Below are 24,568 nucleotides of genomic sequence, written 5' to 3'. Positions count from 1 at the left end.
AAGCGGCGGGCCGAACGATCGAATATTTTGCGTCGTACTTGAAAAATGCGTTCTAGAGTCCTACAAGACGCGATAAACTGTCGGGCCGTCGCCCGACGGTATGCCTTGGCCAAGATCGCCAATGCTCGCGAGTGTCCGGGTCGAGATGATCGCGAGGCTTTCGACGACGATCCTTGCGCATCGGTCCAAGGGGGTCGACCCTCGTGTCTGCGTCCGAGGCGATGGTGTGCCTCCTTCCCCACCCCCGAGAGAATGTGGAGGGGAGCGAATCGGGGCAACAGACCTTGATTTGCCCCGTCGGCCGACTCCGCCTGCCGGACGACATCGAGGCGAATGACGGGAAGTCCTGCAATGAATTGGTACGTGAATAAATCTTCGACATCGATGGTGGTCACGCGATTTGGTTGCGGTCTTGCGGCTCGACAAGTCGATGAAGTCAAGAAATTTCAAGTAAGTTTGAGAGGTTACTTGCGGTAGGTGAGGCAATCTGTGTAAGATTTGTTTCCTCCGAAGGGAAACCATCAAGGAGCTGATTTATGTCGAGCTGAACGTCCTCGACTTCATCCGTTCAAGTGGGTTCTCTCTTGGTGCCCGCAAGTAACGCGGACCTCGACTCTATCCCCTCCCCACCCTGTCCGACCCCACGCGAGGCAAAGAAACATGATTGTCTGTTCGAAAGTTCTCGGCATGCGCAGCGGCCGCATCGGCCTGGGCCTGATGCTCTTCGGCGGGCTGATCTTCGGGGCGTTCTGGCTCGGCCAGACCTCGGCGACCCGTCAGGTCATGGCGTTCGCGGACGTCCCCAGCGACAAGCCGGTCCTCACCACGGAACAGGTCCTGGCCCGCTACCCGAAGGCGAAGCACGAGGAGTTCATGCGCCGGGCGATCGCCAACTCCCGACGCGCCGGCGTGGAATACAAGACGGGCGGTGCCTTCGGCGCGGTGATCGTGAACAAAGAGGGCGTGGTGCTCGCCGACGGCATGAATCACGTCGTCGCCCAGAACGACCCGACCTGGCACGGTGAGATGCACGCGATCCGCCAGGCCTGCGCCCTGATCAAGAAGCCCAAGCTCGAAGGCTGCATCCTCTACACCTCGGCCGAACCCTGCCCGATGTGCCTCGCCACGGCCTACTGGGCCGGTATCGACGGGATCGTCTACGGGGCGACTGTCGGCGACTCCAAGAAGTACGGCAACTTCGACGACGACTTCATCTATGCTCAGCTCGATAAGCCCGTCAAGGATCGTGCGATCTCCGAGCAGAGCCTGCTCCGATCCGAAGCCGTCGAAGTCTGGAAGGAATACGCGAATCGCAAGGACAAGGTCGACTATTGACGTCCTTCCGCCAGGGTCGTTGATTGCCGTCGCGTCCCGATCTTGGCCGTGACCGCCCGACAATTGCAGAGGCCCGGACGAGGCAATGCCTCGTCCGGGCCTCTTCCCGTTCGTCATCGCACGTCCGTCCTCACATCGTCGCGAGGTGTCGAGCCTCCGGTCCCCACGCCTTCGCCGCAGTGATCAGGGTCGAGGGTCAGAACAGCGTGATCACTCGGAAGTTGATCGTGAATGCGTTGGGGATCGACACGTTTTCGCCGGGGGTCGGGATGTCGGTGAGGGTTGTCTGGAAGAAAACCCCGTCGATAATCTTCATCTGATAATAGATGGCGACCATCAACTGGCTGGGGCGGAGCTGCATCGGGTGGGTTGCCGCCGGGAAGAAGATCGGCGTGATCCCCTCTCCTCGGGTCAGCCCGGTATAAGAGATACCGACGCCGAACGAGTCGTCCGGGCGCCTGGGCGTCAGGCCGAACGCGGTCAAGCCGCCGCCGACGTATTGCCGGGCGAGCAGGGCATCGGTGTTGTTGGCACCATACTGGTAGAAGCCGCTGATGCCGCTATTGTCCTTGCCGGGGTGCCGGAACCAGAGCCGCTGCGAGCCGAAGAGGTACACGCCGTCGGCGCCGTCCTGGGTGCCACCGGTGAACGTCTTCAGAGTCCCGGTCTGCCCCCAGACGCCGACCCCGAAGTTACCCGGTTTCTTTTGGGCACCCAGGCGATACGCGAACCCAACCTCGCCGATGTGGAAGTAGTAGCCGTTGAAGTGGGGGCCTTCGAGGCCGGTCTGACGCCCATTGGCAATATTGCCGTCGTAGAAGCCGTAGTTGAAGTAGAGGGAGTCGTTCGGGGCGAATGTCGTCGTGATCCCGGTGGCCGAGTTGTAATATCCGGGGATGACGCCGAGCATCGTCGGGTTGACGAAGACCGGGGTCCAGATCAGACCCGTGACGGCAGGGATCGCGGCGGCGGTATCGTTGACCGGCACCGGCCGGACGACGTTCCCGAAGTCATAGGTCGGGACCGACTTGCCGATCCGGAAGACGAGCTTGTTGTCGAAGAGCGCCTGGCGATACCAGAGCTGATAGAGCTCCTGGCGGACGAGGGGCTTTTGCCCTGGGAGCGAGTCGAAGCCGGGGAAGGCCCCGGCCAGGTTGTTCGTCTCCTGTCCGGTGAGCTGCAAGAACTGGGCGTCGAAGGAGGCACCCTTCCAACCCAAGGCTTCCTCGGCGTCGAAGCCGGCGTCCAGGATCGTGAGGCTGTTGAGCCCCCATCCTCCCGGCTTCCGACCGCCCGAGAGGACGCCGCTGGCGTCGCCGAGCCAGAGTCCCCCGATTCGCAGCCCGGAGGAGTCGGGGATCCCCATGAATCGACCGAGCGCACCGGTCCCCGCGGTGATGCTCACGGCCGCGGGGTTCGAGGCTGTTGGCTGCGACCCCGTCTGGGAATCATCGGGGGCGCCCGGCGTCGTCGTCGGGGCGCCCTCCCCGGGATTCGCGGCGGTCCCGCCGTTGTTCGCCGTCATCCCACCATCGATCGCTGGGGCAGGGGCCAGTGCCGGTGCGGGCGTTCCGAAAACGTCGCCCGTATTCAAAGGTATTTCATTGAGCCCTGGCTCGGTCTGAAATGCCGTGGCGATGACTTCGCTCGACTTTCCCGCCGGTTTGCGTTTCGCGAACGACCACCGAAAGGGCCACCAACTCGGACGCTCATTCCAGCGAGGAGTCTTCCGGGAAGCCGAGGGAGACCGGATTGGGGTCTCCGCACCGATCCCGGGAAGGTCGACGTTCGACGATGGGAGCGGACTACTGGCTTCCTGGCTCCGCGCCGAGTCTGCTGCGAGTGCCACGAAAATTACCACGAGCCAGGATATCCGCATCGCAACTCCTCAACGTGAAGGCAACGCAACCTTGGGCGCTGCCGAAGGGCGTGAATTCCTCGATTCTCACCCTACAAGGAGCTCAGCACCGAATTCGCTGGTTGAACCATGGGCGTTATCGGTCGGCGTCCGAAATCGAAACCCAGCCCGCTTTTAAAACCACAGTCCCGACGCGGTCAACATCGACCCTGAGGTTCCCTAAGTCTATTGTCAAATTGGCTTTCGGGAAACCGTTTCATTCGAGTGAACCGGCTATTCAGAACCGACCCTGGGCTTGAAGTGCCTGAGTCGCCGACCCAGACTCCTACTTTATCGAGTCGGCGGGTTCTTCTGCTTGAGTCGAATTTATGGCTGTTGCCGATTGATCGCATGTCATCTAAGAAAATACGTTGACCGGAATCGAGCAATCGCGTCTCGATTTCGTGGGGATTTGTCGATGCGAAGGGTGCGTTTTCGGAGGAGGGGTCGGGCGAAACCTTGCTTACGACCGAGTCTGGTCCGACGAACCCGCAGGGACGATCCGGATGACGACCGACTTCGAGACTGGGGTGCGGCTGCCATCGGCGAAGTCGTCGACCGGGACGAGGACGTTGGCCTCGGGGAAATACGTCGCCGCGCAACGGCGGGGAATGTCGTACGGGACGACGATGAATCGTCGGGCGACCTCAATGGGCACGGCCTTTGCGATCGACGGCATCAGCGAGATGCCGTCGATTGCAAGATCTCCGCCGTTGGTATTTCCACCTATTCCTGACCGACGACCTTCCAGAGTTGTCCGGTCCAGTTGCCCGTGTTTGCCAGGTATAGCCCGTTCTTGTCGCTGCCGTTGTTCATGACATCGAGAGATTTGCCCGGAACCCGGCCGTTGATGAGTCGTAGCCAACCGTCGTGGATCGGGGTGAACTTCCAACGTTGGCCGGGGTTGTCTGTCGTGTCCGCGAGGACCGGGAAGTTGGTGTTATCGAGGTCGAGGGATTTCCCCGGCTTGGAGTTGCTGGTGATCCGGAACCAGCCATCGCCCAACGGGTAGATCCGCCAACGCTGGCCGGGGACGTTCCCTGTCTCAACCTGGACTGGTAGGTCGCGATTCCTTTCGTCCGTACGGAAGTCCAAAGACTTTTGCGGCAGAAAACAGGTGGTCAACCGGTAGGTCGTGTTTGGGGCGAAAGCCTTCTGGCCGGCGAGAAATTGGAGGGCAACAGGAACGCCGTCATCGGCACCTGTGATCTTTCCTAGACCGACGACCTTCCAGAGTTGTCCGGTCCAGTTGCCCGTGTTTGCCAGGTATAGCCCGTTCTTGTCGCTGCCGTTGTTCATGACATCGAGAGATTTGCCCGGAACCCGGCCGTTGATGAGTCGTAGCCAACCGTCGTGGATCGGGGTGAACTTCCAACGTTGGCCGGGGTTGTCTGTCGTGTCCGCGAGGACCGGGAAGTTGGTGTTATCGAGGTCGAGGGATTTCCCCGGCTTGGAGTTGCTGGTGATCCGGAACCAGCCATCGCCCAACGGATAGATCCGCCATTGCTGGCCGGGGCCATGTCCGGTTTCGACTTGGACCGGCAGGTCCTGACTATTCTTTTCATCCGTACGGAAGTCCAAAGACTTTTGCGGCAGAAAACAGGTGGTCAACCGGTAGATGGTGTCCGGGTCGAAGGTTACTCGTGAGGAAAGCTCGGTTTCGGTCGGTTTCTTCAGACTTGGGGCTGATGAGTGCTCGGCGACCTTCTCTGCTGGTCTCGAAAGTCTGAGGGTAATTTTTTCCCGGATCAGGCCGCCTGGTGTGGACCAGCTCAACGCGATTTCATCCCCCTTGATTTCGCCTGTGTAAGCTGACTCCGCATCGCCAGCGACTCCATTGGCGTCTTGGTTGGGCCAGTGGAGATATCCATTCTTGAGAATTCCGCCGGCTTCGCGGACTTGCTCGCCGATCTTGAGGCTGGCCTTGAACGTTTCTTCCCCGCGTTCCAGGATTTTGAACGTGTGGCCCTGGAGCTCTGAGACCCAGACGGAGCCGGCTTTGAAGTCATCGAGGGCAGGGGTGTTTGGCAAGCCACTGACGACCAAGGCCGGCGGGCTTCCGGCGGCGTCCCCCGATTTCGAGACATCGAGGGGCTCGAGACGCACCGTGACCTCCTCCGACCCGTCGGTCTTGACCGTCACAGATTCTCCGAAGGTCCTGAAGCCGCCCTTCTCGACTTGCACTTTGTGTTTTCCTGGAACGACCTGGATCTCCAGAGGCCTGTTGTCTCCTGGCCAGTTGAAACTGACTTTGTCTCCGTCGACCAGGACGACGGAGTCCTTAGGGACATTCTCCAGGACGATGAAGCCCTCCGAGGTCTTAACTTTGACTTTCCCGGGGGATAAGGCGATCCATGCGGTGCATAAGACTCCGAGAACGAACGCGACTGAGACGGTAGGCCAGAACCACCGCGAGCGTTCATGCCTCGGGGCGGTGAGTGGCGACGCCTCGACAGGGACTGGTTCCCGGAAGTCGATCAATCGGTTCCAAGGCGTCTCAGCCTGCTTCGCCGAACTCGATCCGTGATCTGTAGAGACGACTAAATCGTTTGCGGGCTCGTTCGGCGTGGAGGGCTTGGTGATCTTCATCCCGCTCGGCGTATCCGGCTCGGCTTGAGTGACTCTGGTTTGGAGTTTGAGGGGCTTCGGTTTGAAGAAAGACGTCAGGGCGTGGAGTTCCGCCGGGGTCTGGAAGCGACGTGTTGGGTCCTTGGTCATCATCTTGGAGACGAGGGCTGCCAACTCGCTCGGGACTTCTGGACGCAGCAGGTTCAGAGGCTCAACGTCTCGAGAGATATGCGCCTGGTAGAGGTCGTATAACGAATTGGCTATGAACGGCGGCCGCCCGGTCAACAGGTAGAACAGCGTCGCCCCCAGGCTATAGATATCGGCACGGATATCTGCGTCCTGGGCATTGAGGATCTGCTCGGGGGCGTTGTAGTCGGGCGAGCCCAAAGCTTGCCCCTCGGAGGTCAGGCCGCTATCGAGTTTCTGCTCGCGGTTCGCCTTTGCCAGGCCGAAGTCGAGGATCTTTACGACCCGCGATTTGCCGTCATGGGTGAGCATCAGGTTGTGCGGCTTGACGTCACGGTGGACCATCCCCCGCTCGTGGGCGTGCTGCAAGCCCAACGCGGCCTGGTGGGCGAAGTACGCCGCGTGGGACACTGGAAGCGGTCCCTTGGACTGGACCAATCGCGCCAGGTCGAGTCCCTCGACGTACTCCATTGCGAACACCAGCCCGCCGTCGAGCCGGAACGCACTGTAGGCGGTGACGATGTTCGGATGACAAAGCCGGGCTACGGCGCGGATCTCACGCTGGAATCGCTCGAGGACACCGGGGCGTTCCAGGACATGGCGCCCGATAACCTTGAGCACCTCGTCGCGGCCCATCATCGTGTTGTGGGCCAAATAGACCACACCCATCCCACCGTGGCCAAGTTCTCGTTTGATCTCGTAATTCGCATGATCGACCAGCCCCTGTGGGAGCGAGTCGAGCGTCGGAGGCGTCGTCGGCATCCGGCAGAGTGCCCCGTCGATCATCGATTCGTCGGAGACCGACAGGTTCGTCGATCTCCGGTCGTCGCGGCGACCGAAGAAAGTGCCGGCCGACGACCTGGTGAGCCGGCTCCGGCATTCCGTGCAGTTCACCAGATGTGACTCGACTATCGCGCTCGAGGCGTCGTCGAGCTCGCCCAGGCCGTAGGAACGGAGAACCTGGTCGGTCGTATGCCGAGTGGCTGGTGCGTTCATCAGGTTGGTCTCCGCTGCGGGACTGTCGATCCAGGTCTCGAATGACCGGTAGATATTAGAGAAGGGCACCGAGTGGGCGGGACATGTCGCGAAAATCTCAGATCGGCCGAGAATTCTGAGAGGCCGCATGAGTGGGCATCGAGTCGGTGGGCCGCGACTTTGCCGAATCACCAGAGGTTCGGGACGATGACGCTCCAGTTCATCCGACCGGGGTCCGGCTGGGGGAATCGGCGGGACGGGTTTCGTCTTTCAGGCGGAGAGAGGGGTAATCGCGGGAAGTCCTGGAGCTTCTCCGGCGAGGATATCGTCTTGGATGTCGGTTCGGGCGAAACGCTACGGCCGAGATTCGTCCGACGAACCCGCGGGGACGATCCGGATGACGACCGACTTCGAGGCCGGGGTGCGGCTGCCGTCGGCGAAGTCGTCGACCGGGACGAGGACGTTGGCTTCGGGGAAATACGTCGCCGCGCAACGGCGGGGGATGTCGTACGGGACGACGATGAACCGTCGGGCGACTCGGCGCTCGCCCCGGAACTCACCGATCAGGTCGACGACTTGGCGATTGATCAGGCCAAACTCGGCGACGTCGCTCGGGTTCAGGAAGACGACTCGACGCTCGTGGTAGACCCCTCGGTATCGGTCGTCGAGGCCGTAGATCGTCGTGTTGTACTGGTCGTGGCTCCGGACCGTCATCATCAGGAACTGGTCGGGGGCCAGATCAATCTGAGGGAGCGGCAGCGCGGTGAATTGGGCCTTGCCGGTCGAGGTGCGGAACTTGAGCCTCGCCGCGTCGTTGGGCAGTGCGAAGCCGCTCCCCTCGCGGACCCGGCGATTGAAATCCTCGAAGCCAGGGATCGTTTCCGCGACCCGGTCGCGGATCCGGTCGTAGTCGGCCATCATCCCGAGCCAATCCACACCCGACTTGGGGCCGAGGGTGGCCGACGCGAGCCGGGCGATGATCGCCGGCTCGCTCAGGAGATGCCTCGAGGCCGGCGACAGGCTTCCCCTCGACTTGTGGACGACGCTCATCGAGTCCTCGACCGTGACGAACTGGTCGCCGGTCGCCTGGGCGTCGCGTTCGGTCCGCCCGAGGCAGGGGAGGATCAGGGCCTGTCGGCCGGTGACGAGATGGGCCCGGTTGAGCTTGGTCGCGACGTGCGCCGTGAGGCGGCAACGCCGGAGGGCCTCCGCGGTGTAATCGGTGTCGGGGCTGGCGGAGTGGAAGTTGCCGCCCATCGCGAGGAAGACGTGGGCGCGCCCTTCGTGCATCGCCTTGATCGAGGCGACGACGTCATGGCCGTGCTCGCGAGGGGGCTCGAAGCGGAACGTCCGCCCCAGGCGGTCGAGGAACTCGGACGAGGGGCGTTCGTAGATCCCCATCGTCCGGTCCCCCTGGACGTTGCTATGACCCCGGACCGGGCACGCCCCCGCGCCCGGCTTCCCGAGGTTCCCGCGCAGGAGGAGGAGGTTGACGACCTCCTTGATGTTGGCCACGCCGTTGCGGTGCTGCGTCAGGCCCATCGCCCAGCAGACGATGACGCGCTCGCTGTTGAAGTACACCTCGGCCGCGCGCCGGATGAGGTCGCGACTGATCCCGCTCTGCTCGACGATCTCGTCCCAGGAGACCCGGTCGAGGGCCTCCACGAACTCTTCGAATCCCGAGGTCCGCGCGTCGATGAACGCCAGGTCGAGGATCGCGCCGGGGCGTTTCCGCTCCTCGGCCATCACCTCTTTCATGATCCCCTTGAGCAGGGCGACGTCGCCGTTGATCCGAACGGGGAGGAAGAACTCGGCGATCGCGGTCCCGCCCATCAGGAGGTCGCGGACATCCTGCGGGTGGGCGAAGCGGTCGAGCGCCCGCTCGTGGAGCGGGTTGACGCTGACGATGTGGCACCCTCGCCTTGCCGCCGACTCGAGCGCGGAGAGCATCCGGGGATGGTTCGTCCCGGGGTTCTGGCCGATGACGAAGATGGCGTCGGCCAGGTTGAAGTCGTCGAGCGAGACCGTCCCCTTGCCGACCCCGATCGACTCGCCGAGGCCGACCCCGCTCGACTCGTGGCACATGTTCGAGCAGTCGGGGAGGTTGTTGGTCCCGAACTTCCGGACGAAGAGCTGGTACAGGAAGGCCGCCTCGTTGCTGGTCCGTCCCGAGGTGTAGAAGATCGCCTCGTCCGGAGAGGCGAGGGCCCGGAGCTCTCGGGCGATGAGGCCGAACGCGTCGTCCCAGGCGACCGGCTCGTACTGCTCCGACCCTTCGCGGAGGAGCATCGGCTGGGTGAGCCGCCCTTGCGACTCGAGCCAGTAGTCGGACTGCTCGAGCAGGCGAGGGACCGACCAGGTCTTGAAGAACTCGGGGGTGACACGCCTCGTGGTCGCTTCGGCCGCGACGGCCTTCGCCCCGTTCTCGCAGAACTCCGCCGAGGAGCGGTGGCTGGCGTCGGGCTCGGGCCAGGCGCAGCCCGGGCAGTCGAAACCGTTGACCTGGTTGACCTTCAGCAGGGTCGAGGCGCTTCGGATGACCCCCATCTCGTGCATCGCGTGCTTGAGCGTGCTCGCGATCGCACCGAGGCCCGCCGCCGGGTGGTGGTAGGGACGGACGTCGACCGTCGCGGTTTCGACGCCTCGCTCCTGGGTATGTCCCGTCTCCGAGTTCGACTCCGCAATCACACCCTTCGCACCGACGCCGTCCGCCATGATTCGACCCCTTCGATTTCCGCTCAGGCGGAATAAGCCGACAAGCGTCTTCCCATGTCGATCGGCGACCGGAATTGCCGGCCTCGAAACGATACGGAGTTCTCTGTATTTATTCGGACATGTGGAGATGCCCCGACTCGTCTCAGCCCATCAGCGGGACGCAGTCTTCGAGTCGCGAACGGTCCAGAGCCCCGACACACGAACCGGGGACTCGTGGAGGAACTGAGACGGGGGGATCCCCTCGCCTTATTCTCAAACTCGCCGCCCATGAATGCAAGCCGACAAAGCCCTTCCGGGGCGTTTCTCAACGATCAAGCGGAGAGCCCGAGGGCTCGGTCGATGCCCGAGGGTCGTCCGGACTCTTCCCGCGTGTTCCCTGGACGGTTCGGACGAGCCGGCTGGGGGTTCTGGGCTATTCGGTGATCTCGCGAATGACCCGGCAAGGGTTGCCGGCCGCGAAGACACCTTCGGGGATGTCGCGGGTGACGACGCTGCCAGCTCCAATGACCGATCGCGAGCCGATCCGGACCCCTGGGCAGAGGATCGCCCCGCCCCCGACCCAGACGTCCGAGCCGATCTCGATCGGCTTGGCATACTCCTCCTTACGACGTTGCTCCGCATTCATCGGGTGGGTCGCCGTGTAGATCTGCACCGAGGGGCCGAACTGCGAGTAATCGCCGATCTTCACCAGGCAGACGTCGAGGACGACGCAGTTGAAGTTGAAGAAGACGCGTTCCCCGAGCTCGAGATTCGAGCCGTAGTCGCAGAAGAACGGCGGCTGGATCCAGGCGCTATCGCCCCCTTTCCCGAGCAGTTCGAGAAGGATCCGACGTCGGACCTCGACCTGGCTTTCGCGGGTGGCGTTGAGATCCAGGCACAGATCCCGGGCCTTCGCCCTCGCGACACAAAGCTCGGGGTCGAGCGGGTCGTACATCGCGCCGGCCAGCATCTTCTCGCGTTCGGTTGGCATGGAGCTCTTTCCCATTGTCAAAGGAGGGGCAGGGGGGCTTCGTCCTCGTTCTCGCCGAGGGCACGATCAAGCGTCGCGCGGGCGGAGTGAGCCTCCGGTGCGGCCGTTCGGTGCAAACCACGTTCCCCTGGGGACGGGATAGGCTCGGGTGTATCCTGATCGGAGCTCCGCCTCAATGACCTTCCGGCCGACCCCTTTTCGAGAAATGGCCATGCCCCGAATCGACGTACTCCCGCAGTCGACTCCCGAGGACCACGCTCGGATCGTGGCGCCATTGGATGAATTCAGCCGGGGGCAGGGCTTCGTCTGGCAGCCGGAGCCCGTCGTCCTGGCGCTTCGCGACGAGAGCGGGGCGATCCTCGGCGGCCTGATCGGGAATAGGCACTGGGGTTGGTTGAGGATCGACATCCTCGCCGTCGACGGATCGCTGAGGGGGGAGGGCTGGGGGAGCCGCCTCGTCCTCGAGGCCGAGTCCCTGGCCATCGCCTCGGGCTGCCACCACGCCTGGGTCGACACCTTCAGCTTCCAGGCCCGCCCGTTCTACGAGCGGTTGGGCTACAGGGTGTTCGGGGAACTGGCCGATTATCCCACGGGTGAGACGCGGTATTTCCTCAGCAAGAGCTTGCGTGACCCCTCCACAACGCAGAACCTCTCCCCAGATCTCGGCTCTGCACGACCCGGAGTGGTAAGCTCCGAAATTTGAACCAATGCACACTCAAGAGTTTGCAGGCGGCGTCCGAGTCTCTCCACGTTTCCTCAATTGAGACACCAAGTCGTTGAGCCGCGCCAGGCCAGGCCAGGCCTTTCAGGTGAAGCCGCCCCTGTCTCTACGGACTTAACCGCATGTGTCCTCCCTTGATAACCCGGAAACGACATGAGTCAGGCCCCCTATCATCGCCATTTCAGGCCGATGGGGCTTGAGCAAATCAGCCTTCTTCGCACCGCTTACTTCGGTGGATTGAGTCCGTGTCTCGTTAGCTTCATGAGACGGAATTTAGACACGCAACCGCGCCGCCAGTCGTGTTATTCTTGGGAGGTCTCCCCTCGACGGAGAGGGCCTGGGGACTTCGGATGAGAATGAATTACGCCTACATAACTTCGGGGCCGAAGGGTTCTCTCGTCCCGCAAGACGGGTGAAACGTGGTACTTTTCGAGTCGATCGTCAAAATCAGAACTCAAGACACGTGCGTGGAACCACCTTTGTAAATTGGCTCCAAGACTCTCGCGACGATTGATGCGAAACCGAGCCAGATGTGGTCGGTTTGGCAATGCATCGACGAGGGGTATTTCTAGGAAAGACGGTATCGGTCACGATCGTTCGAAAAATTTTCAGATTTGCGAAAAAAGCCGAGACAGCTCGGCGTTTTGCCATAAATTCGTGCGTGGGGAGGGGTACTGTGAATTCTCTGTGGCGACAGTTGGGCTCGCTCGGGGAAAAAACGGAGCTAATGGAAAAAAATAGAACCACTCCAAAGGTAAACGGCTCTATCATCAGAAGCACGATATCCAAATCCCAACCTATATTTCCGAAGAGCACGGGCGGTCTCGGAACTCCTTTCGTACCGCGGGGTCGGTTCTCTGGCACGTCGAGTAAGGATTCCCGAGCTATCCGTATGGGAAAAACCTGACAAATTGCGGTCATTTGTTGACTTGGTTCGCAGCGAGACAGGTCCTATCGGTTCTTGAGTCGGTGAGTGGACTAGGTACCAAGGTTTCGGTGTAACGAAAGTTCCAATGCCAGAGCCATCTGCACACATCGCCGGGGCCGATGGTGCCAACCTTGGCCCGACTCCCAAGAGTCGGAGGCTCGCGATCGCTGATCGGCTTCAAACCAACGAGACGTTGTCGCAGGCCTCCGGTCTTGCCGTATTGTCTGTAGCTCGTCTCGCGGGTGAGAGCTCACGGGCGAGTGGCAAGGCATCGGTTCGTCCTGCGAGCGTGGCGGGACGTCGGGCTGAAACGTCCAAATCGTTCAACCCCGGTGACGGCCTTCTCGGGAATACGCCGGCGCTTTCGACTTCGACTTCGACGTCGCAAGACGGTCGCGAAGGATTGGCGGCCGCCATCCGCGACGACTCCGGATCGAGTCGAGGGCTTGTCGGGGACAATGCGCCTGCGCTTCTGGGTGAGGACTCGTCGAACCCGATCGGGGTTCGAGGCGGGCTGCTCACGAGGGGTCGAGAGACGGTCCGCCGTCCAGGACGCGACCGAAGGCCCTTGCCGGCAAGGTGCGGGGGAGGTCATCCGGCTTGTCGTATGAAGAATCTCAATGGCGATGCTGTCTGCACACGTAAATTCGCTCGAGTCATCAAGTCCGATGTACGAAAAAAACTATCAGGCTTCATGTGTGTGGTGTCGGCTCGCGGGAAAGCCCGCCGGACCGACCGTTCAGGGCGACCAATGGCAGAATTGCCAATTCGTTCAGATGTCGAGTTGAAAAATGCTCTTTCATTCCCAGCCTCTGCTTTGTAATATTGGCGTTTGAGAAGCGAGAATCGAAGTCAACACCAGTTGGCGGGACCACGGGATCGTCCGAGGCACGTCGGCCGGGTGTTGCAGTCTGACTAGGAATCGGGAGCTTTGGTCAGGGGTCCGATCGACTTCCCCCCTTCTCAGAAGCAGTCGCAGTCGCGGGGTCGCCCACCCTCACTTGGGCGCGGATCTCATCGGACGACTTGCTCGTATGCCGGAACATACGAAGAGGAGTCATCACTCACGTCAGGGTTTTCCCTGGGGTGAGTCGAGAAGTCTTGTGTCCGACGGGTGCCTGGGCTCCCGCGAAGGGGCCCCTGCGCCAATCGGTTGGCAAGGAGCAGGCCAGGGATGATTTCCCTGCGTCCCTGCGTGAGACTCCTTTTGGCCGGCTCCCGGTCCGATTGTATTCGGGACGTCATTTCCGACGGATTTCCAAGTGCTGTAATCGTTAGCCTGTTTCACCTTCCTTTTAATTACAGGAGGTCTCAGATGCACACCCCCACCGGAGACCCGGCTCTTGTCTCCGTCCGTGTCTGGGGCGACTTCGCTTGCGCAACCCGCCCTGAGTGTAAAGCCGAACGGGCGGGATATCCGCTCCTGACTCCCTCCGCGGCCCGCGGTGTCCTGGAGGCCATATATTACGAACCGCAAATGTATTATCTCGTCCATGAGATCGGCGTCGTCCGGCGCGGCCACTGGTTCTCGTTCCGCCGGAACGAGGTCAAGCGGGTCGTCCCGTTCCGCGAGGCCGCACGGGCGATGGCCGAGTCGGGCCACCTCACGCCGATCCGGGCGGGGGGCGGGGCCGAGGACGCGACCCAGCGCGGGATGCTCGCGCTGGCCGACGTCGAGTACCTCATCACGGCCGAGATCCGCCTGACCAAGCGTGCCGAGCCCCCGCGCGATTCGGTCGAGAAGTACCGCAGCATGTTCATCCGGCGCGCGGTCTCCGGCAAGTGCTACCACCGGCCCTATCTCGGGATGCGCGAGTTCGACGCGAACTTCACTTATGTCCCCGACCCGACGTCCGTGCCTCTATGCTCCGCCCAGTGGTCCGACGAGGACCTCGGGCTCATGCTCTACGACCTCTTCGACCCTCGCGAACGCGAGTCGGGGCGATCCGTCCCCCCGAACCCCGTCTTCTTCCACGCCCGGATCAAGGATGCCCGGCTTGATTGTCACCCTGAACGCGTCCGACTGGTCAAACGGGAGGTGGGAGCATGATCCTTCAGGCACTCCGCGAGTATGCCGAGGCCGCGCATCTCGTCGATAGTATGGAGGCCAAGCAACGGCTGATCCATCTCGAACTCGTCCTCCAGCCCGACGGCTCGGTCGAGCCGTTGTCGGCCTGGCGCGTCCTGACTCGCCCCGCCGCGGCGCCACAGAAGAAGGACGCCGGGAAGGAAGACGTCGGACGCCTGGTCTGGATGCCCGAGTTCCCGGGGGTCAACTCGGGAGGCAAGGCTTATTTCCTGGCGGATACCTGCGAAAAACTCTTCGGCCTGAACGGGAAGACCGGCGAGTTGATCCCCGACGACGGCCACAACGCCTCCAAGGCATTCCACCACTTCTGGCAGCGAATCCAGGATGCTTTCCGCGAGACGAGCTCTCCCGAACTCGCCACCCTCCTCGCCTTCCGCGACCGCTATCTTGCGAGCGAGGACAGCCGGAGGGCCCTGGACTTCGTCGGGGCCTGCACCATCGGCAAGGACGCCAAGCCGGCGTTCTGCGCCATGGTCGCCGACGGCGAGCCCATCCCGCTCGAGAAGAAGACGATCACCTTCCGGATCGGTGCCGACGGGCCTCCGATCTTCGAACGCGGCTCCCAGCTCCACGACTACTGGAAGTCGGAGTTCCTGCGCGAGCGGTTCTCGAACGAGCCGGGGGTGGCGAAGGGGAACCTGGGCGTCTGCCTCGTGACCGGAGAGCAGGGGGTGCCGATCGCGGACGTGCACCGGACCCTCATCAAGGGGATCCCGGGCCTTCCCCCCATCGGCGGCTATCTCGTCTCGTTCGACATGGCGACCCCGTCCCTCGGCTCCTACGGCTTCGAGCGTGGCTGGAATGCGCCGGTCTCGGAGCAGGCCGCGGCCGCCTATGCCCTCGGGCTCAACGACATCCTCGCCAAGGAAGCCCTCCGGCGCAAGTTCGGCCCCGCCGTGCTCTGCTCGTGGATCCCCTCGGAACCTGCCTTGAGCGAGGAGTTGAACCAACTTCTCGACAAGCCGACCCCCGAAGCGCTCCGCTCGTTCTTCCGAGGGTTCGATCCCGGCGGGGACCATCACGGGGCGCTCGAGACGCGGCGGATCCAGTCGGCCACCTTCGTGGCCAACGGAGGTCGCGTGGTCGTGCGACGTTGGCTCGATGAACCGCTCAAGGATACCGTCTCATCTCTGAGTCGCTGGTTCGCGGACCTCGATATCGAGCCCGTCGTGCGCGGGAAGAAGAACGAGCCCATCACGAGGCGGGGCCGTCGACTCTGGGAGCCCCAAGAACTCCAGGACGACGCTCCGGTCCCTCCCCAGGCGTTGGACCCGAGCACGCTCGGCTCGCATCCGCTCTCGATCTACGCCCTCGCCGCGACGACCGCGCGGGTGCCCTCGGATATCCAGTCGACCGTCTACGACTCGCTCTATCGCGCCGCCCTCGAAGGGTCGAATCCGCTCGCCCTCCTCGGCCCCATCCTCCACCGGATCGCGGTCTCCGCGAGCCATTCGGGGAGGGGGATCCGTTTCCATACGTCACGGTTCGCTTTACTTAAACTAATTCTCAAGCGATCGGAGCACGGACCGATGCCCATCCAACGCTCGCTCATCGAGACCCACGACCGGCCCTACAACTGCGGCCGCCTGCTCGCGTTGCTGGACGACATCCAGTACGCCGCCCAGGGAAACGTCGGATCCGACCTCGTCGCCAAACACTATGGGAACGCGTCGACTTATCCTAGTCATGTGTTCCAGCGGCTGCTCCGGATGGAAAAAATCTATAGGGGCAAGCTCGGCAAGGACCCCAAGAAGCGGCCGATCGCCATCGCGCTGGGGCGGAAGATCGACGACGTCTGTGCCCTCTTCGAGGCCGGGTCGCCGGACCATCCCCCCGAATTCCCCGGCTCGCTCTCGCCCTACGAACAGGGCCGGTTCGCCCTCGGGTTCCACCAGCAGAAGGCGAAGGACGAACGCGACCTCATGGAGGACCTCAACAGGAAGATGGCCGGGGGCATCGAGGCGGACGAGATCGAACCTTGATCCCGAATCGCCCCGACCTTTACGGTTCGACGACCCCCGTTTCGACCTCGACTTCCCTCTAATGGAGGCGATGCAACCAATATGGCCGCACCGATCGCCCATCGTCACGATATCTTGATTCTCTTCGAGGTCACGAACGGCAACCCGAACGGAGACCCCGACGCCGGCAACCAACCGCGCGTCGATGCGACCTCGAATCGGGGGCTTGTCTCAGACGTCTGCCTCAAACGAAAAATTCGAAATTATGTCGGTATGTTCCCGCCATCGCCGAACGGGAAGAATTACCGCCTCCTCGTCCAGCAGGGGGCGGTTCTGAATCGCGAGCAGGAGAAGGCGATCGAGGAGACGCGTGGGGCGGTCAAGCCCAAGGAGAAGGGGAAGGACCACGGCGAACATGCCAGGCTCGTCAAGGACTGGCTCTGCCGCGAGTTCTACGATATTCGGACGTTCGGCGCCGTGATCTCGACGGGGAACGAGGTCATGAAAGGCTCGGCCCACGGCCAGGTTCGCGGGCCGGTCCAGTTCACCTTCGGCCGGTCGTTCGACCCGATCACGTTCCAGGAGATCACGATCACGCGCTGCGCGGTGACCAAGGAAGAGGACGTCCAGAAAGAACGCACGATGGGGCAGAAGTACATCGTCCCCTACGGACTCTACTCGGCGAAGTGCTACGTCTCCCCGGCGTTCGCCGAGAATACGGGGTTCGACGACGCCGACTTCGACCTCCTCATCGAGGCACTGACCCACCTCTTCGACCACGACCATTCCGCCGCCCGGGGCGAGATGGTCGTGCGAGGACTCTACGACTTCGAGCACGTCGGCACCCAGGCGGAATCGAACGCCGAGCAGAATCGGCGCGAGGCCCGCCTCGGTTGCGCGCACGCCCACGAGCTCTTCGAGACCGTCGCCGTCAAGCTCCGGGATGACTCGCGGCCTCCCCAGGGCTTCTCCGACTACAGCGTCCAACTCGAACCGGGGACCTGGGATCCGACGGGGCGCTCCGCGAAGTTCCCGGGCGTCGTCCTGAACCGCCGGATCCAATCGTCCTAAAAACTCATCGGCGTGAAATGATTCGATCCGGATGGCCAAAAGGAGCGATCTCTCCATCGCCCCTTCGGCCTCCAAAATAAGGGGAGTCATCTCGTGCGTTTGGATTTGATCGAAGTTTGAATTTCTAAGATTTGTTTGATTGTTAGCTCGACGTCGACACGTCCGGAACGAGGCCGTCTCGTCGCGATCAATATGGGCCCGTCGACCGATGTCGTCCTACCCGGAATCGGGGAGGTCGGCCCGCGGTCGTTCGTGAAATGCCCGTCCGCCCTCGCTCCGCGCTGGCCGAACCGTAGACGCCTGAATTGGCCGAAATCCCGATTCCCTCAATCAAAAGAGGACTGTTTTTTCGGGATGATCGGAGCTAAGATTCAACCGGATGGCCATATCTTGCCTTTCTCGTCAAGTCGGGACGGGCATCGCCGGCCTTCTTGCAATCCTCCGGCAACCTGACGCCGGGGGCGGATTGAAACTCTGCAAGGAGTTCGCCTCGGACGGCGTGCACCCCCGGCTCCACCGCCGGGGGCGGATTGAAACGAGCTATCCGTACGGGATCGCGCAGGCTGCGACCTCCCCCCCGGCCCTGTTGCCGGGGGGGAGACCGATCCGACGCCTGGCAAGTGGATACCGGCGGGGCCTCAATCCTAGGCAAGTTGTGCCTCTCCTCATCGCCGCTCGCCAACTGAAGGGCGGCCCTTCCTCCGGGCCTTCGCGCTCGAACGACGCTCCCAACACCTCTCGCCTTCCTCGGAGTTAATCTCCCAGGACGCCGGTTAGGATCCCGTACTCGACGCTGTCTTTGACGCTCGAAACAATCCGGGGGAACCTGGCTCCGTGGCCCTGCCACCCAGGCTCACGCGCACCCGCTCGGCCGAGGATCTTTGGCTTTTCGTTTACCAGGCCCCGCGGTCGGGCCATACCGTTGGAAATGGAACAAGTCTTGCATGCCTGTTGGCCTGATGATGATCGACGATCGCCCGTCTTTTGGCCAAGACTTTGATCAACTAAGAAAGGAGTGAGCTCGCCGACGAGCTCTCCGAGGATCGGGCTTCCTGGTCTCCTCCACGTCGAGAGTGCGGGAGTAAGAAAAGGCCGGAGATGCGATTGTTCTCGGTCGATTGGGTGGACTGCGAGTCTTCTCTCAATCCCGTCGATCCGGTAGATCCGGCGCGGCCTTCGCGTCATGTCGTCCGTGCGGGCGTCGTTGCGAACGACGTCTTGGTCGGTGATCCGATCTCTTGCGTAATCTTTTGGCTTTGGTAACGTGGGAGCCACTTCCCCGACTCCCACCCTGCTATCTCAAGCCACAATCCAGCCATCTTGTCCGGTGTCCTCATGCGTTTAGTGATTGTGGAAGACGACCGGGCTACCCGGGAGGCGCTCCGTGTGTTGTTCCACAACGAAGGATGGGATGTCGTCGAGACCGCGACGGGGGCCGGTGGGCTCCTGGCCCTCGAGCCTCGGACGGATTGGCTGATCCTCGACCTCATGCTGCCGGATATGGATGGCGAGGCGATCTTGAAGAAGGTCCGGGGCGAACGGCTGACCGTGTGCGTCGCCGTGATCACGGGCACGTCGGACCGGGCGAGAATGGAGGCCGTGCTCGACCTCAGGCCGGAATTGATCCTGGCCAAGCCGATCAATTTCCGCTCGCTCCTCGCCGCGATCAAGAATAGCGTCATCGAGTATTCTTGATTTGAGAGCTTGGTCGGGATCGCGCCGTCCGGGCCCGGGCCTTCGGCCCCTCGCGCCTAGGGCCCTTGTGAACAAGGCCGTGCGGGGCGATGATGGCCAAGGTCGCGGGGCGCTTTCGTCCCACGAATGTCCCCGGTGCGCCATCTCGAGCGGAGGCGGCCTCGGGTTCTCTCGCCTCGTTCGGGAACGACCGGCGGGCCGAAGTTGCCCACGCCTCGGCCCGTTTCGCCCTCGGACCCTCGTCCGCCGCCAGGAGAGCGACTGATGTCCGAAATCCGTACCCCTCGGTCGATCGGCCGGGGACTCACCTTGATCGCCGTTTGTCTCGCGATGGCCGGCGAAGGACTGGGCCTCGCCGCCCGGGCTCGTGCGGAGGAGCCGAAGGGAAAGCCCCCCCTCGACCCGAAGGTCGAGTCGATCCTCCGGCCGATGTGCGACTTCTTCAAGAAGGCCGAGGGACTCTCGGTTGTGGCAGAGCAGTCGCAGGTCGTCGGCGACGTTACGTTGAAGGGCACGATCACGGTGGCCGCACAACGGCCGAATCGTCTCGCGGTCCGGACCCAAGGGGACACGCCGGGCCTGACCGTCGTGAGCGACGGCAAGACGCTCTCCACGGCCTTTGACGCCCTCCAGAAGTATTCCGAGGCCCCCGCACCCGCGTCACTTGCGGATTTGATGTCCGATCCGCTCGTCAACGTCGCCATGCTCCAGGGGTCGGTCCTTGGCCACCTGCTCGAAGACGACCCCCTGCAGGGGTTCACGGATAACCTCGATGCCGCGACCTACGCCGGCCTCGAGACGATCGAAGGGATGAGGGTGCATCACCTGAAATTCGTCCGCGAGCCGTACGACATGGAGGTCTGGATCCCCGCCGAGGGAGACCCGGTCGTTCGTCGCTCGTTCGTCGACCTCACCAAGAGCGTGGCCAAGTCGGACGAGTTGAAAGCCTTCAAGAATCGCTCGATCACGATCACCCAGGATCTGAAGGATTGGCGAGTCGGCCCGAAGCCGGAGGGGAAGGAGTTCGTCTTCGTCCCGCCGGCCGGGTCGAAGAAAGTCGAAAGCCTCTTCGGCGACGCGGGAAAGGAGGAGCCTTCGCCGCTCATCGGCAAGCCGGCGCCGGACGTCCGCCTGGACCTCCTCGAAGGGGGCGTGTTTCAACTCAAGGACCATCGCGACGCCCACGTCGTGATGCTCGACTTCTGGGCGACCTGGTGCGGTCCTTGCGTCGAGGAACTCCCGGTCCTCGCCGAGGTCGCGACGGCCTACAAGGGCAAGGGCGTCGTCTTCTGTGCGCTCAATCAGGCCGAGAAACCGGCCGAGATCCGGGCGTTCCTCAAGGAGCACAAGCTGGAGTTCCCCGTGGCCCTCGACGTCGAGAGCCAGGTCGGCGGGGCCTATGGCGCCCAGGCCATTCCCATGCTCGTATTGGTCGACAAGAAAGGGATCGTCCAGGCCGTCCACGTCGGCAACAGCCCCGAGATCAAGGAGACGCTCCGGAAGGAACTCGACACACTGCTGATGGGCAAAAGCCTGGAGAGGCCGGCATCGGAGGATGAACCGAACGTTCCGAAGGCCGAAGGCCTTGAGGAGGCTTGGTCGATTCAAGGGCGGTACACGGGAGTGTCGGCGGACGGCGATGAGCCAAGACTCTACGCGATCCAGGCCGGAGGTCGTTGCGACGTGATCGACCTCGCCGGGAAGCTCTCGAGGCGGATCCAACTCGACGGGGCCGACATCCAGACGACGGTCCGGATCGCTCGACCAGGGAAGGGAACGAAGGGGCTGCTCACCTTCAGCGCCTGGGGGCAAACGGTTCTCGCCTCGACAGCCGATGGGGCCAAGGTCTGGGAGGAGACCGGTGGCCAGGGGATCAACGACGTCGCGGCGGCCGACCTCGACGGCGACGGCGTCGATGAGGTGATCGTCGGATACAATGGCCTGACCGGCCTCCACGTCTTCTCGCCGGGCGGCAAGCGACTTTGGAAGGACACACACCGAGGAAACATCTGGCATGTGACCGCAGGTGACCTCGACGGCGACCAGAAGCCCGAGGTGGTCTGCACGTCGGCCGAGGGCAAGGTCCACCTCTTCGGGGCCGACGGGAAGCCTTCCCGGACGCTCGACCCGAATGTCTATGCGAACATGGTGAAGGTCGCGCCGGCGAAGGGCTCGAGGACATCCGCCGTTCTCGTCGTCGGTTCGGGAGAGAAGGGCGAGTCGTTGGTGGCCTTGAAGGGGGATGGCCAACCGCTCTGGTCGGTGGGCCTGCCCGAAGGCGACGGGATCTGTGTCTCGATGGCCGTCGCCCCCGACGGAGCCAGGGCGGCACTGGGTTTCCGTGGAGGGCGGGTCGCGGTCGTCGACCTGGCGGACGGGAAGATCGTCGGCCGAGTCGGCCAGCAAGGCCAGATGCCCGCCGTCGAATGGGCGTTGCCGGTGGGGACGGTGGACCCCCTACTGGTCGTCGCGACCGGCCGCCAGTTGAACTCGTTCCGGATCAAGCCCGCTCGCTGAACCAATGAATTTGGGCCTCGCATCCCTGTTTTTGGAGGCGAGGCCCATCGAAGTCGCTCGGGGAAATCTCCCGGCGCTGGCGCGATTTATTGGGTCATCCCGGGCGGGAGCGGTGGGAGTTTCTCGCCTGGGAGGGCTCCGGGGGGATTGATCGCGTTCGTCCCCAGTCCCGGCGGCAGGTTCAAAGGGCGGGGCGGGGGGATGTTGGCGGCGGTGAACGCGTCGGTCGTGTTCGTTTCCTGGCCTCGGTTCATCATCGGGATGCGGCCACGGTTCCTGGTCGCGACACGGGGCGGGGGGATCTTCGTGGACTTGTACACGTCCCGATGGTCCCGAAGGTCGTCCCAGACCCAGGCCGGCGCCGATCGACCGCCCCAATCGCTTTTGGCTGTCCGACCGAGGAGGGGAAGGTACTGGGGGGGGAGCATCGCCGCGGTTTCCATCCCGAAGATGGTCTTGGACTCCCTGGGCACAGCGGTCGAAACCTGAGCGCGAGGGGGAGCCGGAGCCGGTGCAGGAGCCGGTGCTTGAGTATAGGCCTGTGGTGCGGCCGTCGGGGTATCGCACCCCTGGATTTGGGCCGGCACCGGCATCGAGCAGGAAACCTGGGGACGGAGATTCTGCTGGGCGCATCCGACGGTGAGCCACAACGATAGCGCCGCGAGGACGGCGGTCCACCCGCGCCGGGACCGACGAACCGTCCTCATGTCGTCGTCTCGATACATGGCCATCCCTCGACTCCTTCGACTTCCCTTCCGACGCCCACGGCCATCGTTCAGGCCCACCCACGGACCGGTCGGGCAGGGGGCCGACGAACGATCCCAAGGGCCAGGAGCCAACGGCCGTCCTGGCCATTGTCTGATATCGGTCGCGTGGCTTGTGGGGATTAGCGCGGGTTTTGGCCGACTTGGTCAAATGCGTCCTCTGAGCATTTGTCGGGGACGGGCGAATGAGGGGCCTTACCCGCCCGAGCGTTCGAGCGGAGACCCTCGCCGGGGCCGGGGATACGGCCTCGCCCCCGAAGCGTGGCTCGGGGACGAGGCGTTCACGACGGACCGGTCTCGATTGCCGAGGGATTAGAATCCTTTGACGTCCCACCCGTCGCGGTATTGTCGCCGGACGTGGCGATTGGCCTCCTCGACGTTGGTCACCTTGAGGTCGGCCGCGTTCCACTCGAGGGTGGTCTTCGGGAACCTCGTGGCGAGGCAGCCGAGGAGGACGCTCTCGGTGAGCGGGCCGGAGTACGCGAAGGGGGCCGAAGTCTTGCCGTTGCCCCGGCAGGCCTCCACGAACTGGATGTAGTGGTCGTCCCCCTCGGGCTTCGGGGCCTTGTACTCCTTGAACTTCTCGGACGGCAGGAGGATCGGGGCGTCGATGTAGGGGGAGTAGAGGATCCCCTCGGTCCCGATGTAGATCGACCCCTGGCCGGCCAGTCGTCGCTCGCCGATCAGGGCCTTCACCTCGTCGGAAGGCCGCTTCTTGCCGTGATACCAGGTAAGCTTCGGCGCCTCGGTCGTGACCGGTGTGGCGGGGAACTGGTACGTCACCTGGGCCTCGAGTGCCCAGCTATCGGAGTTCGGTGCCTCCCCCTCGGACCGGACCGAGGTCGGTGCGGTCAGCTTCAGCGCCCCGTAGACGGGGTCGAGGATGTGGCAGCCCATGTCGCCGAAGGTCCCGGTGCCGAAGTCGAGCCGCTTCCGCCACTCGCCGGGGTGGTAGTAGCCCGAGATGTAGGGGCGGTCGCCCGCCACGCCGAGCCAGCCGTACCAGCTCATCCCCGACGGGATGGGGTCGGACCGGTCGGGGCGAGGGTTGCTGTCCCCCCAGCCCTTGCCGCTCCAACTGTGGACCTCCTTCACCTTTCCGATCGCCCCGGCGTGGATCGTCTCCACGACGGCCTTGTGGACCGCGTGGGAATGGATCTGGATCCCCATTTGCGAGACGATCCCTTTTTCGGCCGCCACCCGGGTCAGTTGCCGGGCCTCGTAGATCGTCTGCGTGAGCGGCTTCTGGGTGTAGACGTGCAGGCCACGCTGCATCGCGCTCATAGTAATCGGCGCGTGCATATGATCGGGCGTGGAGACGTTGACCGAGTTGAGCTGCGTCTCCTTGTCGAGGAGCTCGCGCCAGTCCTGGTAGATCTTGACGTCGGGGAAGAGCGACTTCACCTCGCCGACGCGGTTGAGGTCGACGTCAGCCACGGCGACGAGCTTGAGGTTCTTGCTCGCCGTGAGCGAGCGAATGTCGGCCATCGCCATGCCCGAGGCGCCGAAGCTGGCGTGGTAGATCGTCTCGCTGGGCGCCGCGGCGTGGACCCGTCGCAGGAGCGGGACCGCGAGGCCGGCCGCCGCGAAATGCTTCAACGCCGCGCGGCGGTTGATCGGTTGGTGCAACATCGCCTGGGTTCCTCAAAGCTATCGGCAGGTGGGTCGTTCGCTCATCGGGACGTGTCGAAACGCCCGCTCGGGGGCCCTCGTTGGGGAGGCCCGCCGGAGGAACTCGATCGTACCAGGTCCCATCCCGGCCGCAAGTTACGCGATTCGGAGCGGGGGACATAACGGCGAGATCGATGGAGTGGTCACCGTTTGACGTAAGCGACACCGGGAGCCTTGGATGTCGCTCGTCGAGGTGAGATCAGTGGAGGATTTAGGGGGTCGAGAGTGCCACGAGTTCCGTCTCCGGACCGCGTGTGGGCCGGGCTTGGCCGACGACATCCGGCCTGGGTGCAGAACTCGTTGACGGAGGATCTTCGGGTCCGTGCCGGGATCTCCTTCCGACCAGGTACCAAGGCATGTGGACCGGGCCTAGACTGCACGAGGTCCTAGAGCGGATCACGATCGGATTGCATCCACCTGGTGCTTCCCTCGTGATGACTTTTACAAGCCCGAAGCGCCAGCGAGTGAATCCCATCGCAAGAAATCGAAGAGGATTCACTCGCTA

The 24,568-nt window shown here is 63.2% G+C and carries 13 protein-coding genes and 1 pseudogene; 7 read left to right on the top strand and 7 right to left on the bottom strand.

Translation table 11 applies throughout. The features are described 5' to 3' along the window. Positions 1 to 660: 660 nt before the first annotated feature. Complete coding sequence (locus tag ACYOEI_RS39950; RefSeq protein ID WP_462856210.1) at positions 661 to 1,335, top strand: nucleoside deaminase; 675 nt, start codon at positions 661 to 663, stop codon at positions 1,333 to 1,335. 196 nt (positions 1,336 to 1,531) lie between these two features. Here the strand turns inward: ACYOEI_RS39950 and ACYOEI_RS39945 are convergent, their stop codons facing one another. From ACYOEI_RS39945 to ACYOEI_RS39925, 5 genes and pseudogenes are all read right to left on the bottom strand, one after another. Continuing rightward, positions 1,532 to 2,860: a carbohydrate porin gene (locus ACYOEI_RS39945; protein WP_462856209.1), complete on the bottom strand. Its 1,329-nt coding sequence runs from the start codon at positions 2,858 to 2,860 to the stop codon at positions 1,532 to 1,534. Between the two features lie 835 nt (positions 2,861 to 3,695). Further along, positions 3,696 to 3,878 (bottom strand): annotated as a pseudogene (locus ACYOEI_RS39940) (hypothetical protein); the annotation flags it as partial. Positions 3,879 to 3,958: 80 nt separating this feature from the next. Further along, on the bottom strand, positions 3,959 to 6,982 hold the full coding sequence (locus ACYOEI_RS39935; protein ID WP_462856208.1) for a protein kinase domain-containing protein: 3,024 nt from the start codon (positions 6,980 to 6,982) through the stop codon (positions 3,959 to 3,961). 333 nt (positions 6,983 to 7,315) lie between these two features. Then, positions 7,316 to 9,676 carry an FdhF/YdeP family oxidoreductase gene (locus ACYOEI_RS39930; RefSeq protein ID WP_462856207.1) on the bottom strand — a complete coding sequence of 787 codons (2,361 nt, stop codon included), beginning with the start codon at positions 9,674 to 9,676 and terminating at the stop codon, positions 7,316 to 7,318. Positions 9,677 to 10,088: 412 nt separating this feature from the next. After that, complete coding sequence (locus ACYOEI_RS39925; RefSeq protein WP_462856206.1) at positions 10,089 to 10,646, bottom strand: sugar O-acetyltransferase; 558 nt, start codon at positions 10,644 to 10,646, stop codon at positions 10,089 to 10,091. Between the two features lie 211 nt (positions 10,647 to 10,857). Here ACYOEI_RS39925 and ACYOEI_RS39920 point away from each other — a divergent pair, with 211 nt between their 5' ends. From ACYOEI_RS39920 to ACYOEI_RS39895, 6 genes are all read left to right on the top strand, one after another. After that, on the top strand, positions 10,858 to 11,349 hold the full coding sequence (locus tag ACYOEI_RS39920) for a GNAT family N-acetyltransferase (protein WP_462856205.1): 492 nt from the start codon (positions 10,858 to 10,860) through the stop codon (positions 11,347 to 11,349). A gap of 2,261 nt (positions 11,350 to 13,610) precedes the next feature. After that, a complete protein-coding gene (gene cas5c, locus ACYOEI_RS39915) occupies positions 13,611 to 14,345 on the top strand; it encodes a type I-C CRISPR-associated protein Cas5c (RefSeq protein WP_462856204.1) in 735 nt (244 codons plus the stop codon). Then, positions 14,342 to 16,366 carry a type I-C CRISPR-associated protein Cas8c/Csd1 gene (locus ACYOEI_RS39910; protein ID WP_462856202.1) on the top strand — a complete coding sequence of 675 codons (2,025 nt, stop codon included), beginning with the start codon at positions 14,342 to 14,344 and terminating at the stop codon, positions 16,364 to 16,366. The genes cas5c and ACYOEI_RS39910 overlap by 4 nt, the downstream gene beginning before the upstream one ends. Before the next feature lie 81 nt (positions 16,367 to 16,447). Next, entirely contained in the window at positions 16,448 to 17,416 is a 969-nt protein-coding gene (cas7c, locus tag ACYOEI_RS39905) for a type I-C CRISPR-associated protein Cas7/Csd2 (protein ID WP_462856201.1), read from the top strand. A gap of 1,335 nt (positions 17,417 to 18,751) precedes the next feature. Next, positions 18,752 to 19,111: a response regulator transcription factor gene (locus tag ACYOEI_RS39900; protein WP_462856200.1), complete on the top strand. Its 360-nt coding sequence runs from the start codon at positions 18,752 to 18,754 to the stop codon at positions 19,109 to 19,111. A 264-nt stretch (positions 19,112 to 19,375) separates the two neighbouring features. After that, positions 19,376 to 21,628, top strand: coding sequence for a DUF2092 domain-containing protein (locus ACYOEI_RS39895; RefSeq protein ID WP_462856198.1), 2,253 nt, complete (start codon positions 19,376 to 19,378; stop codon positions 21,626 to 21,628). A gap of 86 nt (positions 21,629 to 21,714) precedes the next feature. Here the strand turns inward: ACYOEI_RS39895 and ACYOEI_RS39890 are convergent, their stop codons facing one another. After that, a complete protein-coding gene (locus tag ACYOEI_RS39890; RefSeq protein WP_462856197.1) occupies positions 21,715 to 22,359 on the bottom strand; it encodes a hypothetical protein in 645 nt (214 codons plus the stop codon). Between the two features lie 345 nt (positions 22,360 to 22,704). Further along, positions 22,705 to 24,024 carry a Gfo/Idh/MocA family oxidoreductase gene (locus tag ACYOEI_RS39885; RefSeq protein ID WP_462856196.1) on the bottom strand — a complete coding sequence of 440 codons (1,320 nt, stop codon included), beginning with the start codon at positions 24,022 to 24,024 and terminating at the stop codon, positions 22,705 to 22,707. Positions 24,025 to 24,568: the final 544 nt, after the last annotated feature.

Source organism: Singulisphaera rosea (assembly GCF_054877945.1).
The sequence above is the reverse complement of the archived record's forward strand: the minus strand, read 5'-3'. Positions and strand labels throughout refer to the sequence as shown.

Excerpts from the sequence above, each read along its gene's own strand:
- cas7c (WP_462856201.1), top strand. The coding sequence starts at position 16,448 with ATGGCCGCACCGATCGCCCATCGTCACGATATCTTGATTCTCTTCGAG.
- ACYOEI_RS39895 (WP_462856198.1), top strand. The coding sequence starts at position 19,376 with ATGTCCGAAATCCGTACCCCTCGGTCGATCGGCCGGGGACTCACCTTG.
- ACYOEI_RS39935 (WP_462856208.1), bottom strand. The coding sequence starts at position 6,982 with ATGAACGCACCAGCCACTCGGCATACGACCGACCAGGTTCTCCGTTCC.
- ACYOEI_RS39890 (WP_462856197.1), bottom strand. The coding sequence starts at position 22,359 with ATGGCCATGTATCGAGACGACGACATGAGGACGGTTCGTCGGTCCCGG.
- ACYOEI_RS39885 (WP_462856196.1), bottom strand. The coding sequence starts at position 24,024 with ATGTTGCACCAACCGATCAACCGCCGCGCGGCGTTGAAGCATTTCGCG.
- ACYOEI_RS39950 (WP_462856210.1), top strand. The coding sequence starts at position 661 with ATGATTGTCTGTTCGAAAGTTCTCGGCATGCGCAGCGGCCGCATCGGC.
- ACYOEI_RS39900 (WP_462856200.1), top strand. The coding sequence starts at position 18,752 with ATGCGTTTAGTGATTGTGGAAGACGACCGGGCTACCCGGGAGGCGCTC.
- ACYOEI_RS39920 (WP_462856205.1), top strand. The coding sequence starts at position 10,858 with ATGCCCCGAATCGACGTACTCCCGCAGTCGACTCCCGAGGACCACGCT.
- ACYOEI_RS39930 (WP_462856207.1), bottom strand. The coding sequence starts at position 9,676 with ATGGCGGACGGCGTCGGTGCGAAGGGTGTGATTGCGGAGTCGAACTCG.
- cas5c (WP_462856204.1), top strand. The coding sequence starts at position 13,611 with ATGCACACCCCCACCGGAGACCCGGCTCTTGTCTCCGTCCGTGTCTGG.
- ACYOEI_RS39910 (WP_462856202.1), top strand. The coding sequence starts at position 14,342 with ATGATCCTTCAGGCACTCCGCGAGTATGCCGAGGCCGCGCATCTCGTC.
- ACYOEI_RS39925 (WP_462856206.1), bottom strand. The coding sequence starts at position 10,646 with ATGCCAACCGAACGCGAGAAGATGCTGGCCGGCGCGATGTACGACCCG.
- ACYOEI_RS39945 (WP_462856209.1), bottom strand. The coding sequence starts at position 2,860 with ATGACGGCGAACAACGGCGGGACCGCCGCGAATCCCGGGGAGGGCGCC.